At 68.7% G+C, this 15539-nt stretch carries 14 protein-coding genes and 3 pseudogenes; 9 read left to right on the plus strand and 8 right to left on the minus strand.

Annotated elements, in window-relative coordinates:
- Nucleotides 1-1058 precede the first annotated feature (1058 nt).
- The 4 genes from ACWC0C_RS46675 to ACWC0C_RS46690 all read left to right on the plus strand — a co-directional run bounded on the left by ACWC0C_RS46675 (nt 1059) and on the right by ACWC0C_RS46690 (nt 5775).
- Nucleotides 1059-2240 (plus strand): family 2 encapsulin nanocompartment cargo protein terpene cyclase, encoded by a 1182-nt coding sequence (locus tag ACWC0C_RS46675; RefSeq protein WP_450871148.1) that lies wholly within the window; start codon nt 1059-1061, stop codon nt 2238-2240.
- A 165-nt stretch (nt 2241-2405) separates the two neighbouring features.
- Nucleotides 2406-2606, plus strand: a complete 201-nt coding sequence (locus tag ACWC0C_RS46680) for a hypothetical protein (RefSeq protein ID WP_450871149.1) — start codon at nt 2406-2408, stop codon at nt 2604-2606.
- Nucleotides 2607-2968: 362 nt separating this feature from the next.
- On the plus strand, nt 2969-3685 hold the full coding sequence (locus ACWC0C_RS46685) for a low temperature requirement protein A (protein WP_450871151.1): 717 nt from the start codon (nt 2969-2971) through the stop codon (nt 3683-3685).
- The gene (locus ACWC0C_RS46690; RefSeq protein ID WP_450871162.1) at nt 3670-5775 is read left to right on the plus strand and encodes a low temperature requirement protein A; all 2106 of its coding nucleotides are present in this window, start codon (nt 3670-3672) and stop codon (nt 5773-5775) included. The genes ACWC0C_RS46685 and ACWC0C_RS46690 overlap by 16 nt, the downstream gene beginning before the upstream one ends.
- A gap of 137 nt (nt 5776-5912) precedes the next feature.
- Here ACWC0C_RS46690 and ACWC0C_RS46695 read toward each other — a convergent pair whose 3' ends face one another.
- Both ACWC0C_RS46695 and ACWC0C_RS46700 read right to left on the minus strand, forming a co-directional pair.
- Complete coding sequence (locus ACWC0C_RS46695; RefSeq protein WP_450871152.1) at nt 5913-6233, minus strand: hypothetical protein; 321 nt, start codon at nt 6231-6233, stop codon at nt 5913-5915.
- Nucleotides 6234-6378: 145 nt separating this feature from the next.
- Nucleotides 6379-6522, minus strand: coding sequence for a hypothetical protein (locus ACWC0C_RS46700; protein WP_450871153.1), 144 nt, complete (start codon nt 6520-6522; stop codon nt 6379-6381).
- A 400-nt stretch (nt 6523-6922) separates the two neighbouring features.
- Here ACWC0C_RS46700 and ACWC0C_RS46705 point away from each other — a divergent pair, with 400 nt between their 5' ends.
- Nucleotides 6923-7768, plus strand: a complete 846-nt coding sequence (locus ACWC0C_RS46705) for a MerR family transcriptional regulator (RefSeq protein ID WP_450871155.1) — start codon at nt 6923-6925, stop codon at nt 7766-7768.
- A 552-nt stretch (nt 7769-8320) separates the two neighbouring features.
- Here the strand turns inward: ACWC0C_RS46705 and ACWC0C_RS46710 are convergent.
- From ACWC0C_RS46710 to ACWC0C_RS46725, 4 genes and pseudogenes are all read right to left on the minus strand, one after another.
- A pseudogene (locus ACWC0C_RS46710) lies at nt 8321-8766 on the minus strand (PaaI family thioesterase).
- An 88-nt stretch (nt 8767-8854) separates the two neighbouring features.
- A complete protein-coding gene (locus tag ACWC0C_RS46715; RefSeq protein ID WP_450871156.1) occupies nt 8855-9442 on the minus strand; it encodes a histidine phosphatase family protein in 588 nt (195 codons plus the stop codon).
- A gap of 132 nt (nt 9443-9574) precedes the next feature.
- Complete coding sequence (locus tag ACWC0C_RS46720) at nt 9575-10396, minus strand: MerR family transcriptional regulator (RefSeq protein ID WP_450871158.1); 822 nt, start codon at nt 10394-10396, stop codon at nt 9575-9577.
- A complete protein-coding gene (locus tag ACWC0C_RS46725) occupies nt 10380-10922 on the minus strand; it encodes a VOC family protein (protein WP_450871159.1) in 543 nt (180 codons plus the stop codon). The genes ACWC0C_RS46720 and ACWC0C_RS46725 overlap by 17 nt, the downstream gene beginning before the upstream one ends.
- A gap of 281 nt (nt 10923-11203) precedes the next feature.
- On the opposite strand from ACWC0C_RS46725, the pseudogene ACWC0C_RS46730 reads away from it, so the two are divergent.
- The 3 genes and pseudogenes from ACWC0C_RS46730 to ACWC0C_RS46740 all read left to right on the plus strand — a co-directional run.
- Nucleotides 11204-11535: pseudogene (locus ACWC0C_RS46730) on the plus strand (transposase); the annotation flags it as partial.
- Nucleotides 11508-11999, plus strand: coding sequence for a hypothetical protein (locus ACWC0C_RS46735; protein WP_450871166.1), 492 nt, complete (start codon nt 11508-11510; stop codon nt 11997-11999). The pseudogene ACWC0C_RS46730 and the gene ACWC0C_RS46735, both read left to right, overlap by 28 nt.
- Nucleotides 11987-12283, plus strand: a complete 297-nt coding sequence (locus ACWC0C_RS46740) for a hypothetical protein (protein ID WP_450871163.1) — start codon at nt 11987-11989, stop codon at nt 12281-12283. Before ACWC0C_RS46735 ends, ACWC0C_RS46740 begins: the two co-directional genes overlap by 13 nt.
- Before the next feature lie 363 nt (nt 12284-12646).
- On the opposite strand, the pseudogene ACWC0C_RS46745 reads toward ACWC0C_RS46740, so the two are convergent.
- A pseudogene (locus ACWC0C_RS46745) lies at nt 12647-13284 on the minus strand (SDR family oxidoreductase); the annotation flags it as partial.
- A 5-nt stretch (nt 13285-13289) separates the two neighbouring features.
- Nucleotides 13290-14552, minus strand: a complete 1263-nt coding sequence (locus ACWC0C_RS46750) for a beta-ketoacyl-[acyl-carrier-protein] synthase family protein (protein WP_450871165.1) — start codon at nt 14550-14552, stop codon at nt 13290-13292.
- Between the two features lie 66 nt (nt 14553-14618).
- Between ACWC0C_RS46750 and ACWC0C_RS46755 the strand changes: the two genes are divergently transcribed.
- On the plus strand, nt 14619-15236 hold the full coding sequence (locus tag ACWC0C_RS46755) for a TetR/AcrR family transcriptional regulator C-terminal domain-containing protein (RefSeq protein ID WP_450871161.1): 618 nt from the start codon (nt 14619-14621) through the stop codon (nt 15234-15236).
- Nucleotides 15237-15539: the final 303 nt, after the last annotated feature.

A 15539-nucleotide genomic window follows, 5' to 3' on the forward strand; every position in this document is an offset into this window, starting at 1 on the left:
GCACGCTCACGCAGCTCGGCAGGGTAAGGGGACGGACGGGCCATGACTCGATCCTCTCAGGGAATCGAGCCTCCATCAGACCCGGAGCGCTTCAGCACTCGGGAAGCGCGTTAAAGCAGAGGCCAGCTGACAACCAACGCTGCCACCATGGTGTGACACATGAACCACAGCGCCTCCCGACGGAAGTCAAAGAGAACCGCCCCTTGATTCAGACCCAAGGCAACCGTCCGTCGGCTCGCCGCCCTCGCCATCTCCAATGCGCCGACTGCCGCTTTTACCTTTCACGGTCAACGGCACGGCGCAAGGGGCAACGAGTCAGGGCATGGCATGGAAAGGCTCGTCCGTGGCGGTTCCGTTGACGCCGGTCAGGACCTGGATGGTGCTGTCCACATCGGCGGTGTGGGCTTCAACTACTGTCGGTCGGCTGGCAGCGAGGTCATCCGCTCCTCGGTCGCACCGTTGCGACCCTGAACTTCCCGCTGTGCGGTTTAAAGGGTACGAGCCCCCTGATCGCATGAAAGTAGATACCAGAAAATCGATGAAGCGTTACGGCTATGCTACTTTTCCCAGGTGTGCCGCGCTCCCAACTCACAAACCAGCACCACAATTCCACTGCACAAAGCAATTGTGCTGTTTTACCTTGCGTAACGGGTTCCAAGCCGCCTGGACGGTCCGTTCCTGAGGCTCCTTCACCCGTGGGCGCACTGACGGAGAGGATGAGCGATGACGGCCACAGCAGCCCCGCAGCTTCCTGAACAGTCCTCGCAGACGGGTGGGCAGAAGCGGTCGGGTCTGCGTCAGACCGGCATCCCCGACCAGCACGATCCCGGCCTGAACGTACGGGTTCATGTGCATCAATGACCAGGCGGTCAATCTCCTACCTGGTCAGCACCTACCACTCGGCGGCGTTCTCGTCCCCGACGCGCCGGGTGTCCTGGAGCTGGAGAACGTCGAGGTTTACCGCAGGTCGTCCTAACACCGGCTGTATCCAGCGCTGGTCGCGGCACTCAGCATCACCCAGAGAACGGAGACGAGGACCGGTGTCACTGCTTTCCCGGATGACCGCGCGTACAGCCGACCACGATGTGGCCAGGCTCGTGGCCACGCTACTCTCCCACCGCCATGGCGTTGGCGCCGTTGTCCCAGGTGCGCTGCCCGGCACCGGCAGACTCTTCGCAGCCCACCCAGCACTGAGCGGACCGACCGGGCTGGGCACCTCCGCCGCTCGCATCGCACCCGCCCGAGCAGCCCATGGCACCTCCCCGACGGAGCCGTCCGGATTGCCCGATAGCGACGTCCCGGAGCTGTACTGTCCGCCACCGGTCCGCGACGACCCGGAACTCGGTGAACACGTCAACGACCGCCTCGTCCAGTGGGCCGAGGAAATCGGGCTCTACGCGGGACAGACCGACCGCATCCGCGCGGTGAACATCGGACGCATGATGATGCTGGCCCACCCCGACAGCGACGACCCGGACCGGCTGCTGGTCGCCGCGAAGTGCGCCTTGGCAGAGTGGGCCACGGACGATTACTACTGCGACGACGGGGCCGCGCCGGAACCCCTCGGTGCGCACCTCGGGATCGCCTACACAGCCTTCGACCCCGCTCACCCCCCGCTCCGCTACCTGCCCGAACAGGAGAAGGTCCTGCGCAACGACCCCGTCCGGGTCGCGCTCCGCTCCGCCTTCGAGCAGCTGGCCGAGATCGCGGACCATCCCCGGGTGGGGAGGCTGCGCCAGGAGGTCGCCGCCTTGTTCGTGGCCTACACCCACGAGGGCACCTGGCGCGTCCAGGAACGCATGCCATCCGTCTCCGAGTACCTGGCGCACCGGCAGTTCAACAGCTTCCTGCCCTGCCTCGCGCTGATCGACGTCATGGGAGGATATCGGCTCACCGAAGCCGAGTACACCGACCCGCGAGTGCGACGCGCCGTGACGATGGCGGCCAACGCCAGCACGCTCGTCAACGACCTGTACTCGATGGGCAAGGAAGACCACGACCAGGGCGTGGAGTTCAACCTGCCCGTCGTGATCGCCGCGCACGAGCAGTGTTCCCCACCCGAAGCAGTCAAACGGAGCGTGGAGATCCACAACGAGCTGGTACGCACCTTCGAAGCGGAAGCCACCGCCCTGGCCCTCACCGGCTCCCCCCAGCTGCGCCGCTTCCTCACGGGAGTGTGGTCATGGCTCGGCGGCAACCGCGAGTGGCACAGGGGCACTGCCCGCTACAACAACACGTGACCCCTTCCGCCCCTGCCGACCCCGGTCCCGCGACACATGCGCCGCACACGCGCAAGTACCTCGCCCAGGATCAGCAGTGCCGCACCCTCTCCGGCACGTGGATCCGCCCCTGCGACGGCAAGGTCTTCACCTCCGTCCGCCATCGACATTGACCACGTCGTCCCATTGGCCAACGCATGGCGTTCTGACGCGAACGAGTGGGACACCGCACTGCGCCGGAAGGGCGCCAACGACCTCACCGACCCCCAGCTGGTGGTGTCCGCGGCATCCAACCGGTCCAAGGGCGACCAGTCCCCCGACCAGTGGGCCCCACCCTTGCGCTCCTACTGGTGTACCTACTCCCGCGCGTGGGCCCACGTGCCCTGAGACTGCCTGGTACCAGGACGAGGTCACGGCCGGCCCCGGCGGGGTTATGACCGACGACGTCGACGTATCACCGGCGACCTGAACGTCCGCACCACTCCCGGTGACGACGGGCGCAGCGCCCGCAGGTCACCGTCCAATGTGCTGGTACACCCTGACCGGCAGTCCCGCCGCCGTCCCGAACGGCGATCTGGCCGCATTCCACAACTGCCTGCTCGACCGCATCCGCACCGGCGGAGGCGCCGAGGCCATCTGACGGTCAGGGGTGCCTGTGCCGCCACCCGGTGATGCGGGACAGGCATTCAACCTTCGATAGGCAGGCCGTCGGGGCCTGCCGATGGACTTCACTGTGAGGGGAAATTGCGATGGCCGCTGGCTGGCGCGAAGGTGCCCCCGCCCGGCGGGTGAGGTCTGGGCACATCAAGGCGTTGCTGCGGCGGGCTGCTGAGGACAAGTGCGATCCGGTCGAGCTGCTCGTGGACATCACCTACCTGCTGGCGCTTTCGACGGCGGTCAGTCTCATGCAGCGCGAGGGCGGGGCCGCGGGGGTGTTGCAGGCGGTCTCGGTGTTGCTGGTGGTAGTCGGATTGTGGCAGTACTCCGTCACCGTCGTCACGATCATCTCGGTGAAGCATCCGTGGCCGAAGCTGTTGATGATCGTGCAGACCGGCTTCTTCCTCGGCCTGGCCATTACGCTGCCGGAGGCCTTCGCGGATCGGCCTGGCGGCCTGGACGGGCCGTTGGTGTTCGCCGTGATGGTCACCTTGAACGCCGTATGCGGGCTGGCGCAGTGGATCCTGGTGGCGCTGGGGCAGCCGACCTTGTACCGCAACGTGGTGGTCGTGCAGACGGGCTATGTGGTCCTTGCCGCCGCGGTGTGGGCCTCGCTGCTGGCGCACGGCGCCGCCAAGCCGGCCTGGGTGCTGCTCGGCGTGGCCGGCTTCTACGGCCTGGCGGCGTTCACGAACATGCCGATCTACCAGCGTTTCGGTGTGTCGGCCAGACCGAGCAGTGGCATCAGTTCGGGCTGCGGGCGTTCGGGGACCGTTATTCCGCCTCCTATACCGTGGCCTGCTGCCTGAGCCTGGAACTGCTGGAGCAGGCCGGGCAGCAGACCCGCATCTCGCCGGCGCTGCTGGGCCTTGTTATGGTCGCACTGCTGATCGCCTACCTGCTGTATCAGCTGTACGCACCGATGGTCGCCCTGGCCTACCCCCGGCTGGACCCGGTAAACGGCAGCATCGGGCAGGCGCAGGCGCAGATCTTCTCCTACTTCCTCGGCCACAGCCTGGTGTGCGGCGGACTTGCCGTGCTGGCCGGAGCGCTGCGCACACTGTTTACCGAACTCGCTGCCGCCGACGGCGAGTTCGGGCCGCCGATCTCCACTACCACGCTACTGGAGCTGTGTGGTGGCCTCGCGGTGTGCCTGACCGGGCAGGCCCTGTTCGTCTCCACCACCCGCTGGCGCATCGACCGGCTGCGGCTGAGCGCGGCGGGCATCATCGCCGTGCTGGCGCTGGTTCTTGCCCATTTGCCCGCCCTCGTCACGCTGCTGATGCTGCTCGCTGTGTGCGCCGGTGTGCTGCGGCTAGAAGACCGGCGCGAGCGCCGCAGTGCAGGCCGCGGCACGCTGCGGATCTGGCAGTGGCGTCCAGCGGTCCGCTTCACCGGCCGAGACCACGAACTGTCCGGCTTTGAGCTGTTGTTCGACGTGATGGCGGCTTTCGCCTTCGCCCAGACTGACGTGCTGGTGCTGCGCGACCAGACCCCGGAAGGCGCGCTGCGCGGACTGCTGGTGCTGGCCATGCTATGGGGCTGCTGGATGACGTACGTGTGGGCGGCCAACACCGCCGACGCCGATGCCGGCACCATCCGCTCCTGCCACGTCTTTGCCCTCGCCGGGCTCGTCTTCCTCGGCCTTGCGTTGCCGCGTGCCTACGTCGAGCCGGGCCTCAACCTGCGCGTCCTGGTGTTCCTATTCGCCTACCTGTTGACCCGCTGTGCCTCGGCCTGCGCTCTGTGGGCCATCCGCGGCCGCGGCGCGGGATGGCAGCCGCCGCTGGTCGCGGTCGGCTCCGCGGCCACCGCCGTACTGATCGCAGTGTCCACCCAGATGCCGCAACACCAGCGGATCGGCCTGTGGCTGTCCGGCTTGGGCTGCGAGGCGCTAGCCGCCTATCTGTTCACCCGCCGCTGGTGGGTGGCCGCCCCTGCCCACCTCGCCGAACGCTTCGCCTTCATCGTCGTCATCGGCCTGGACATGTCGCTGTGCGGCATGGCCATCCAAATACGTGGCGAGCCCATCGGTGCCCCGCAACTCATCCTCATCGGCCTAGCGCTGATCAACGCCACCGTGATGTGGTGGCTGTACTTCTCCACGCTGCAAGCCGCGGCCGAACACCGCCTCACCCAGGCAGATCCGACCGTCCAGTCCGCCGTGCACAAGCGGATCGCCTATGGCCACTACAACTGGCTGCACCTCGTCGTGCTGGTCGGCATGGTCGTCTTCGGCTTCGCGCTGCGTGCCATCGGCCGCGATCTGGGCCCGAACATCTGGGGGCCGCGCCTGCCCGGACTGTATTGCCTGGCCATGGGGATTGGGCTGGCGACGTTCACGCTCGCCCTCACTGTCATGTGGGCGCTGCAAGGCCGTCGTCCCCACGGCGCCCTCCTTGCCGTCGCCGCTGCTTGTCTGGCCGCTATCCCCCTCACCACCCACCGCCGCGCCCTGCTGAGGCTCAGCCTCTTCGTCGCCCTCGGCCTGACATTCCTGGCCGCCGAGGCCCGCGCCCGCACCACCACCCCGACCGACACGAAGCAAGCAGCACACGGCGACCTGCTGGCCCGGCTCTACGACATCAATGCCCCCTTCGAGTCACTGGACGTGGACCGGGACGGCTTGATCACCTGGCAGGACTTCACCGTCCACATCCACGCGATCGACGACCCGGCCCTCGCCCACCGCGCCGAAGTCGCCTACCGGGCGCTGTGGACAGCCATGTGCGAAGCCCTGGACACCAACCACGACCGCGTCATCACCCAGACCGAGTACAACACCTACCTGGCCGGCGCCGAGAAGCCCTCTGCCCATGCCCGAAACCTGCCGACTTCACCTGAACGAGGCCCCTCGTCGGCAGACATCCCTCACGACCGGACGGACAATGGATACTGAGCAGCTCCTGTATGAGGCCGGGGACTTCAGAGGCCGGGTTGATACATGGTGGAACGGCGCATGTCGGTTGCGACGCACTGCGGCACTTTTATCGCGGTGGTCGATTCCGGCCGGTTAGTGCGAATTGAACCAAGAGGCTATGACCCCGCACCGTCGCCGATCGGCCCCAGGACGGTGACAGCCGCCGAGGATGGCGCTCGCGTGGTAGGCGTGGTGCCGGCAGTGGAAGCGGCCCCGTGGTTCATCACGAACACCGTCGCGGCGACGTCGACGGCCGCCAGCGCTATGTCGACCACAGCCGCGACCCTGGCCCGGATGGCCGCCGCTGCGGCACGGGCGTACTCGAGGAGGCAGTTGATGACATCGGCAGCCACCCCCGAGGTGCGTGTCGCGCTCTCCTTCCGCTCCTCACGCAGCCGCGCGAGGGGCTTGGCCTTCTGCTTCGGCGAGCGCGTCATCTTCGCGGCGACCCGATTCAGCTCGGCGCGGGCCCCGCCTTGCGGCCGAGCGCCCCGGCCCGGCGCGCGGCCGCGGGCTTCTTCCCGGCAGCGAGCTGGTCGGCCTCGATCCGGTCGGCGTGCGGGTGCCGGCCCTCGGCAGGCCCTATGCCTCGGGCAGCGGCTGGACGGTCAGGTGGTAGTCCTGCAGGATCCGGCCGTCTTCGTCCAGCACGAGGAAGACCCGGGCGGCCCAGGCCACCTCATCGGCCTGCGGGCCCTTGGCCTGCGTCAGCTGGATGGTGAACATGACGACGTCGTCGTGAACGGTGACGTGGTTGTCGTCGGTGACGTGGTAGTCGCCGGTGGCGACAAACAGGCCGTGCGCCTCCGCGACCCGGTCGACCAGCGCGGCGCGGCCCGCGGAACTGGGCGCCTTCGACGAACTCGACGCCGTCCGGAACCCACAGCTCGGAGACGGCGCGCTCGCGTGCGGCCGGGTCCGGCTCGCTCCACACGGCGACGTAGCGCTGCACGATCCGGTCGACGTCGATTGCGGTGGTCTGCGACATGGAGGGTCAACTCCCTCGTTCGGTGCGTGATTGGCCGGGTTCCGGCCGTGGGCACCACGCTCCCGGCGGCCGTCGCAGGAGAGTCAAGGCAACAGTGCGGCCGAACTCTCCCCCTGCGGGAGGCCGCACAATCGACGGGTGATCAGCTACCTGTCGATCGGGGATTTCTCCCGCGCCACCCACATGAGCGTCAAGACCCTGCGCCATTACCACGAGATCGGTCTGCTGGAACCGGCCGACGTCGATCCGCAGACCGGCTACCGGCGCTACTCGGCCGAGCAGATCCCCACCGCCCAGGTCGTGCGCCGCTTCCGTGACCTCGCGATGCCCCTGGAGGAGATCCGGACCGTCCTGGCCGCCTCCGACGTGGCCACCCGCAACCGGCACATCAACGCGCACCTGAACCGGCTGGAGGAGGAACTGGGTCGCACCCGGCGCGCGGTGGCGGCACTGCGCGACCTCCTGTCTCCGCCAGTCGCCGTGGACGCGCCCGCGATCGAGCTGCGCAGCGTCGGCGCCGTCCAGGCTGCGGCGATCACGGCGACGGTCGAGGCCCGGGATGTCGGAGCCTGGTTCCAGGGGGCCCTCGGTGAGCTGTTCGCGACCGTGGTGGGCCAGGAGCTGAGGGAGACCGGCCACGCCGGCGGCGTGTACGTGGACGAGCTGTTCACCCTGCACCGTGGGCAGGCCACCGTCTTCGTGCCCTGCGACGGCCCCGTCCGCCCGGTCGGCCGGGTCACACCGCTGCTGGTCCCGGCGGTGGAGCTCGCCGTGCTCGAGCACTGCGGGCCGCCCTCCGAGGTCGACCGCGCCTACGGCACGCTGGCCGCCTACGTCGCGCGCCACGCGCTCGCGGTGGCCGGCCCGATCCGTGAGTACTACCTGGTCGGCCAGCGCCACACCTCAGACAGCGCACTATGGCGGACCGAAGTGTGCTGGCCGGTCTTCCGCACCGCCGTCGGCGCCCCGCAGACAGCATGCTGAACTCGTGCGCGGACACTCAGGTGCTGCCACTTCTCGGCAACACTTCCAATCAAGACGCAGGACCACTCTCGGAAGCCGCCGATCACTGCTCTCGGTCCTGACCTGCGCAGCCAACCCATCAGCCCCGGCAACCGCCGGCGTCTGATGGGTGATCGGAGGACACCGTGCGCACGTACGAGACACACTCTCCCGCTTCCCTTGCGTCGTACAGGAAGCCTTCGTCCCGGGCGCTGTCAGGAGTCTCTCCGGTCGGTTCCGACCGAAGAGGCCCTCGCCGGTGTCAGCCGTGGGTCAGCAGGCGTCGGCGAGTTCTTCGATCTGGTCGGCCAGGCGGCGGTCGGGGTGGTGGAACTCGCCGCAGGCTTCCTCGACTTTGAGGCGCTTGACGGCTTCGCGCAGGATGCGCGTGCAGGGGGTGCGAGGGGCAGTCTTTTTTTTTGGGGGGGGCGGCGGGCGAAGTTGGTGTCGAGGTCGAGGTCGAGTTGCTGGGCGGGTTACCGCCGAACAACGGTGAAGTCTCCAAGGCAGCGTTGCCCGTTGGGTCATCAATGCCTAGTCGGCGGAATCCGACAGGATGGTTTCAGCAACGGCAATAGTGCCCTGGGCGATCGCGCAGAGCGTCTGGGCCCCATCGGAGCTCATCATGAAAAGGTCGCGACGGCAGACAACCCGAGTGCGGCCGGGGCGCACGACCCGGGCATGGGCCCGGAGTACCTCGCCCCGGGCAGGACGTAGGTAGTCGATGGTGTAGCCGGCGGTGAGCAGCCCAGGGCCGGCGACCGTACCGGCAGCGAAAGTGAGCGCATTGTCGGCGGCGTAGCTGAGGACACCGCCGTGGACGAAGCCGTTCTGCTGGCGCAATTCGTCGCGGACGTCCAGCTCCAGGACGGCGGCGCCGTCTCCGAAAGCCGTCAGCCGGGCGCCGAGGTAGATGTGAAGGGCTGTGAGGCCAGCACCTTCCGGGCGAGAGCCAGATTCGGGGTGTATGCGTTCACCATAACCTCACTTGACGCCGCTGGTTTCCACGGTGGTCGCTGCGTTCAGCGGCAGGGTAGTCACGGCAGGCGTGATGCGGCGGGCTGCCATCTACGGCACGTTCCAGGCGGAGATGAACGGCTGCCCATCCTCAGTGGCCAGGAAACTCAGAGTTCCGGGATGCGGGTGGCCCAGTAGTCGGCTGGCCGACGCGTCCAGGCCCAGCCACCGCACAGTGAGCACGCGCGCTAGATGACCGTGAGCGACCACGGCGGCGTCGCCGTCGTTCAGCAGCGGCCGGATCCGATCCAGCACCGCGTCCGTGCGCGTGGCCACCTGCTCGAGCCGCTCACCGGGATGGTCGACGTCGCCGGGAATGACGCCGTCCCGCCACAGGTCCCAGCCCGGCCGCCCCTCGCGGATCTGCGCTGCGGTCAGGCCCTCATAACCGCCGTAATCCCACTCCACCAGGTCGGGATCGGGCCTGACACCGGCCAATCCCGCCAGCTCGGCCGTCCGCATGGCGCGGCTCAGCGGACTACTGAACACGCCGACCAGCGGGCGTCGGGCCAACCTCGAGGCGAGCGCCTTGGCCGATGCCTCACCCACATCAGTCAGCGGAACGTCAGTGCGCCCCGCGTGCTGGCCCGACAGGCTCCACTCAGTCTGGCCGTGCCTGATCAATATCAGCTCCCCCATGAGCGAGCACGCTATCTGATCATGGGACACGGTGGGCCCGATTGCCCGTCTTCGCTCCCGCCAGCAACTGGCCAAACGAGATGGCCTGTAGGGCCTGCCTGACGGATCTTTTGCCGGGTCCCGCGCCGCCCGCTACTTCCAGGTCGCCGTCTCCGGGTCGATGCCGTGGGCGCGCGCACTCGCGTCGACGATGCGCCGGAACCACCCGGCGAGGCCGGGCCGGATGCCGTCGTAATGCGCCGCGAAGCCAGGGTTGGCCTCGAATTTACGGGCAAGGCAGACCTGCATTTCCCTGCTCAGGGGGAAGTACGCGGCGAAGACCTTGCGATGCCGCTCCACGAGCGCATCCGCCTCCGGGCTGCCGGGCGCGACGCCCGCGGTCATCGCCTCTGCCAGCGCGCACTCGAAGTCGGCGACCGCGTCGGTGACGGCCTGCCACTCCTCCGGGCCACGGGACGCCGACCGTTCGGCGAACTGCTTCCATTGCGCTGTATCCCCGTATTCCTTATGGGCCTGGACCGCCCATTCCGGGTCCCACTCGGGGCCGAAGATCGCGGCCTGCTGATCGACAGTCAGCAGCAGCCCGCGCTCGTGGGCCTCGATCATCCGGTCGAGCCCGGAGCCAAGCCGCTGAAGGCGGTCGATACGCTCGGCGACCTCGCCGCGCTGCGCGCGCAGCGCGGCGGCCACGGACGTGGCCGGGTCGTCCAGGACGGCCCGGATCCGGTCCAGGCCGAGACCGAGCTCCCGGTAGACGACGATGCGCTGCAGACGCTCCAGGTCGGCGGCGGTGTAGAGGCGGTAGCCGGCAAGGGTGCGCAGCGACGGGCGAGCAAGGCCGATCTCGTCCCAATGGTGCAGCGCGCGGACGGTCACGCCCAGGCGCTTCGACGCCTGACCGACGGTCAGGCCTTCAGCGGCGTCGAATCCGGCGGCGTCAGGCATGTTCCTCATTGTCGCCATTGCCGCCCTCCCCGCCCGGCGGGGATATCCCGACGGCCGCAAGGTTCCGCGACTCCTGGCTCTCCGGATCGAAGGGCTTTGCCGCGGTGAACACGATCCGCGCGTTCTCGGGAGTGATCACCGCCACGTCGCGGGTGTTCCAGGGCGTATCCCGTGGCCCATCGACCGACTCCGGCCGCAGCGCCCGGCAGCCCTCGACCAGCTCATCGACCTGACCGAGCACGCACGCGAAGCTGACGCTGATCGTCGGCGTCCGCTCCGGCACGCTCTCCGCCGCGACCAGAAGCACGTCCTGGAACGCCCACCGACGCAAATGCACCAGCGTGCCGGGGATGGCGAACAGCCCGAAGAAACCGAGCCCACGGGTCCAGAAGTCCACGGACGCCGCCAGATCGCTCGTCGGGATCGTCACAAAGGCCGGCATGCCGTAGATGCCGCGGAATGGCTCCGGCGCCACCGCATCCGGGCCCGGAGCGGGCACAGGACTCATCTCGAAGGCATTGAAGTAGTCGCTCATGCCCGCCACCTTCCGGCCTCACGCCGCGTGAGGGTCAAGCCGGTCGCGCCCGCCCCGCAAGCATCACCGGGTTGACTGAGCGCTTCAGGCGGCGAGTTGAGTGTTGTGGGTGGCGAGCGAGCTGATCTCGTCCCCTACGCGCACGCTCTCGCCGCCCAAATCGACGATACGCCGCAGCCCGACCCACCCGGGGGCATGGCCCATGAGCACACAAGGCTCACACGTCGGGGTGTCGCCAAGAGATCGTCTCAACTGGTTTGATCACTAGGCTGGTAGGCGTGATGGCGATGGTGGAGCGTCTGGTGCCGGACGGGTTGTGGGCGTTGTTTCAGCGGGTGGTGCCGGCCGCTCCGGTGCGGCCACAGGGCGGGGGCCGACCCAGGTACGGGGACCGGCAGGTGCTCGCAGCCATCGTGTTCGTGGCCACGACGGGATGTTCGTGGCGCCAGCTGCCGCCCGGCTTCGGCCCGTCTGGGCCGACCACGCACCGGCGGTTCACGGAGTGAGCCGGGCCCGGGTGTGGGCCAAGCTTCACCGCCTAGTGCTGGATGAACTCGGCGCCCGCGGCGAGTTGGACTGGTCGCGGTGCGCCACGACTTCGACCCGACGTCGATGTCGCACACCCTGCCCTGGGTCGAGGACCTGCACGGCGACGCCCACGCGATGCGCCGTCTCGCCGCGTCGTCCCACCCGCTGGTCCGCCGCAGTGTGGCCCGAGCCCGGCACCTCCCGCCGGATGTCGTGGCGCGCCTAGCGCGGGACGAGGACCGGGTGGTCCGCCTGTTCCTCGCCGAATCGTGCCAGGACGCGCCGGCCGACATGCTGCTGGAAGTCTGGCGCTGGTGGGACGGCAGCTTCAGCCACCCCGACCGGCCCCGCAGCCACCCCAACTTCCCCCGTACGGGCCTGCTGCGCTACACCACCGACCCCAGCGGGCGGATGCGCTGCTGGCCCTGGACGATCCGGAGTCAACACCGGCCGACGTCGCACACTTCGCCCGGGATCCCGAAGCCGAGGTGCGCCGCCGCGCGGCTGAGGACCCCCGGCTGTCACCGGCCGACGCGGTGCGGCTGCTGAACGACCCGGAGGCCCACGTCCGCGGCACCGCGGTGCGCAATCCACAGCTGCCGGCCCGCGTCCTGGCCGGACTCCTGCACGACCGCGACACGGCATGCGCAGCGGTCACCAACCCGGCGATCCCCGGTCCCCGTCCTGCACCGCATCCTCACCGCGGCCGCGGCCGCGGCAGACATGGCAGCCCCGCGCTGAAAACCGACACCCCGCACGGAGACCGTGGCGGTTCAACGCTGAACGACGACCTCGGGCTGGAGCGGGCGACGCAGGCGCCGAGCGCGGTGTAGGGCAGGAACGGCACAGCAGCGGGCACCCAGCGAGATGATCCGGGCGCCCGCCGTGTCACTAACCAGCGGATAATCCTCGCATGATGGATATTTGGGACCTCGGTGCGCGGTGGGGAACGCAGCAGATGCTCGGTGTGCACCCGGTACAGCCCGTCGTCGTGATGGAGGTCGCTGTCGATGTGGCCCGGGACAGCGCCGGATGGTGGCGGCACCCGGCCCGTCCACACCGCATGCGCGACGGTCACCACCCGCTGCCGCTGCCCTCCAACCACCGCAGAAGGACGGAGGGCCGTACCTCCGCTTCGCCCCTTCCGGCCTGGAGGCCCCACGCGCTGACCCACACGACCAGAGTGGAGACCCACATCAGTGGGCGGTGTAGCCACCATCGACGGGGAGAGCTGTTGCGGTGACGAAGCTGGCGCCGGGGGCTGCACAGCCACAGCACAGCTGGTGCCACCTCGTCGGCGCTCCCCAGCCGGCCGATGGGCTGTTCCTTGAGGATCCCGGCCATGGCCTCAGCCTGGTTCGCGACCATGTCGGTGACCATCGGGGTGTCGATGACGCCGGGGCACAGGGCGTTGATGCGGATGCCCCGGGGTGCGTACTCGACCGCTGCGCTGCGGGTCAGGCCGATCACGCCGTGCTTGGAGGAGTGGAAGGCCGCACGCTCGGGCAGCCCGACGAGCCCGCCCAGGGAAGAGCAGTTAAACGATGGCGCCGCTGCCCTGCTCGCGCATCTGCCCCAGTTCGTGCTTCATCGCCGCCCAGACGCCGCGAAGGTTGACGGCGTTGACCCGGTCGAAGTTCTCGGCCGTCTCGTCGGCCGCGTCGGCCGGCGGCACCTGGATGCCGGCGTTGTTGAATGCCATGTCCAGGCGGCCGTACTCCGTCACCGCGCGCCGCACGGCCGCTTCCACCTGCTGTTCGTCGGTGACGTCGCAGACGACACCGATCGCCCCCCCCCCGCGGCCGGTGATCTCCTCGGCCGCCTTGCGGACGGCGTGGGTCATGGTGTGGTCGAGGCCGTACGGGACGCGTGGTGCCGTGCGCCGGTGACGATGAGTGAGACATTCTGCCCACCGAAGCCGAAGGAGTTGCTGAGCACGGCCTCCTGGGGGACGTCTCGTCGCTCTGCGACGACATCGAGATCGATGTCGGGCCCGACGCCGGCCGCGGTGAGGTTGCGAGTCGGCGGGATGACGCCGTGCTCCACGCTGAGGACGGCGATGAGCGCCTCGATCGCCCCCGCCGCGCCAAAGAGATGACCAAGCGCTGCCTTGGGGGCCGTCACGGTGGCGCGGCCGAAGACCTGCCTGATCGCGTGCGCCTCGGCGACGTCGCCGACCGGAGTTCCGGTGGCGTGGGCGTTGATGTGGCTGATCTGCTCAGGAGCCAAACCGGCTTGTGCAAGGGCCTTCCGCATGGCCGAGATCTGACCGGAGCCGTCGGCAGCGGGCGCCGTGATGTGGTGAGCGTCTGCGGCGATACCGGCGCCCGCGAGTACCGCGTGGACGCGCGCGCCTCGGGTGCTGGCATGCTCGGCGCTTTCGAGCACCACGACAGCGGCGCCTTCACTGAGGACGAATCCGCTGCGGTCCGCGGCGAACGGCCGGGACGCTGAGGCGGGTTCAGCGGTGTGCCGCGACAGTGCTTGCGCCTGGGCGAAGCCGGCGACGGTGATCGGGGTGATCGCGGCCTCGGTCCCGCCCGCGATGACCACGTCCGCCTCGCCGGCACGGATGAGCCTGGCTCCCAGCGCGATTGCCTCGGCACCGGAGGAGCATGCCGAGACGGGCGTGTAGACCCCCGCCCGTGCGCCGTATTCGATGCTGATCAGCGCCGCCGCCGCATTGGGCATGAGCATCGGGACCGTGCGTGGCGAGACGCGCCGCGTCCCGGCCGCCTCCAGCACGTCGTCTTCCTTTAGCAGCGTCCGCACGCCCCCGATACCGGTGCCGATCGATGATGCGAGCCGGTCCGGGTCGACCCGCGGGGCACCGGCATCGGCCCAGGCTTCCGCCGCCGCGGTGAGGGCTGCCTGCTGCGAGCGGTCGAGCCGCCTGACCTGCACCGGCAGTAGCGACTCTGCAGGGTCGATCGCCATCGTCCCCGCGACGGTGTCGGGAAGGCCAGTGTCTTCTTGGCCTCGCAGGACGCCGCAGCGGATGCCGGACTCGCCGGCAAGCAGGGCTGTCCAGGTGGATTCCACGTCTCCACCGAGCGGTGTGATCGCGCCGAGTCCGGTCACGACGACTTCAGTCCGGTGCATGCCCTTCACCCTTTCTTGTATGCGATACAAGCAAACAGACATTGTTGTATCACATACAATTCAGGTGTGGAGAAGAAGCGAACCGAAGCTCGGTCCACGTCGGCTCGCTCGCGTGACCGCGGTCGCGCGACGAGGCGTCGGCTGATTGAGGCAACTGCACAGCTCTGCAAGGAGCAGCCCGGCGCTGAGGTGAGCGTCGCTGAGATCGCGAACGCGGCAGGCGTCTTCCCCAATCAGGTCACGTACTACTTCGGCTCCAAGGACTCGCTGCTCGTGCACGCCTCCTTTCTCGGCTTGCTGCACGACGCCCGACGGATTGAGCGCATCGGTCGCCAAGCCCCCGATGCGGCGACATTTCGGCGCAACATCGCCCGCGCCGTACTGGCCATGCCCTCGCTCCCATCGGTCGCGCGAGCACTCGCCGCCGGGATCTCCAAGCCCGAACTCGCCCCCGTGGTCGACCGGCACCTCCAGTTGCTGTTCCGGCAATCCGAGCGCTTCGTGAGCCAGCTCATCGACGGTCGCGGCTGGAGGGCCCGTCGACCGCTCGACGTGGAGGCCAGGACGTTCTGGAGCACCGCGCTCGGCGCAGTGCTGCTCGTCCGCGCCGGGGCACACGGCACTGTCGCCGACCTAGACCTCGCCGGAGCATTGACCATCCACGACGAACCCGAGCCCGGCTAGCGCTCAGCTTTTCGTTTATCCAGTTCGACGGGGTTTCGTACCGACTCTGTGGTGAGCGGGACGACTGAATGCCTCGCCGGAACTCGGCTGTCAACGGCCAGCTCGGCGCCCTTGCCCGCGCATCCCGGTCCGCCTGGGGCGTGTCCTTCGGATCAGCCCGCGGTGCCGGGTCCCCGGGCCCCATTCTTGACGGCACCGCAGCCGGACGCCGACGGCCCCACGAGATAGCTCGTGGGGCCGTCGGCGTTTCTAAAGATCTTTAACGGCTGAGGTTACGGCGGTTGAAGGTCGAGCCCGGTCTTG

The sequence above is a fragment of the Streptomyces sp. NPDC001709 genome (assembly GCF_053596375.1).

Coding starts and splice junctions, on each gene's coding strand:
- ACWC0C_RS46675 (WP_450871148.1), top strand. CDS start 1,059: ATGACCGCGCGTACAGCCGACCACGATGTGGCCAGGCTCGTGGCCACG.
- ACWC0C_RS46685 (WP_450871151.1), top strand. CDS start 2,969: ATGGCCGCTGGCTGGCGCGAAGGTGCCCCCGCCCGGCGGGTGAGGTCT.
- ACWC0C_RS46695 (WP_450871152.1), bottom strand. CDS start 6,233: ATGACGCGCTCGCCGAAGCAGAAGGCCAAGCCCCTCGCGCGGCTGCGT.
- ACWC0C_RS46700 (WP_450871153.1), bottom strand. CDS start 6,522: ATGTTCACCATCCAGCTGACGCAGGCCAAGGGCCCGCAGGCCGATGAG.
- ACWC0C_RS46715 (WP_450871156.1), bottom strand. CDS start 9,442: ATGGGGGAGCTGATATTGATCAGGCACGGCCAGACTGAGTGGAGCCTG.
- ACWC0C_RS46720 (WP_450871158.1), bottom strand. CDS start 10,396: ATGAGGAACATGCCTGACGCCGCCGGATTCGACGCCGCTGAAGGCCTG.
- ACWC0C_RS46725 (WP_450871159.1), bottom strand. CDS start 10,922: ATGAGCGACTACTTCAATGCCTTCGAGATGAGTCCTGTGCCCGCTCCG.
- ACWC0C_RS46750 (WP_450871165.1), bottom strand. CDS start 14,552: ATGCACCGGACTGAAGTCGTCGTGACCGGACTCGGCGCGATCACACCG.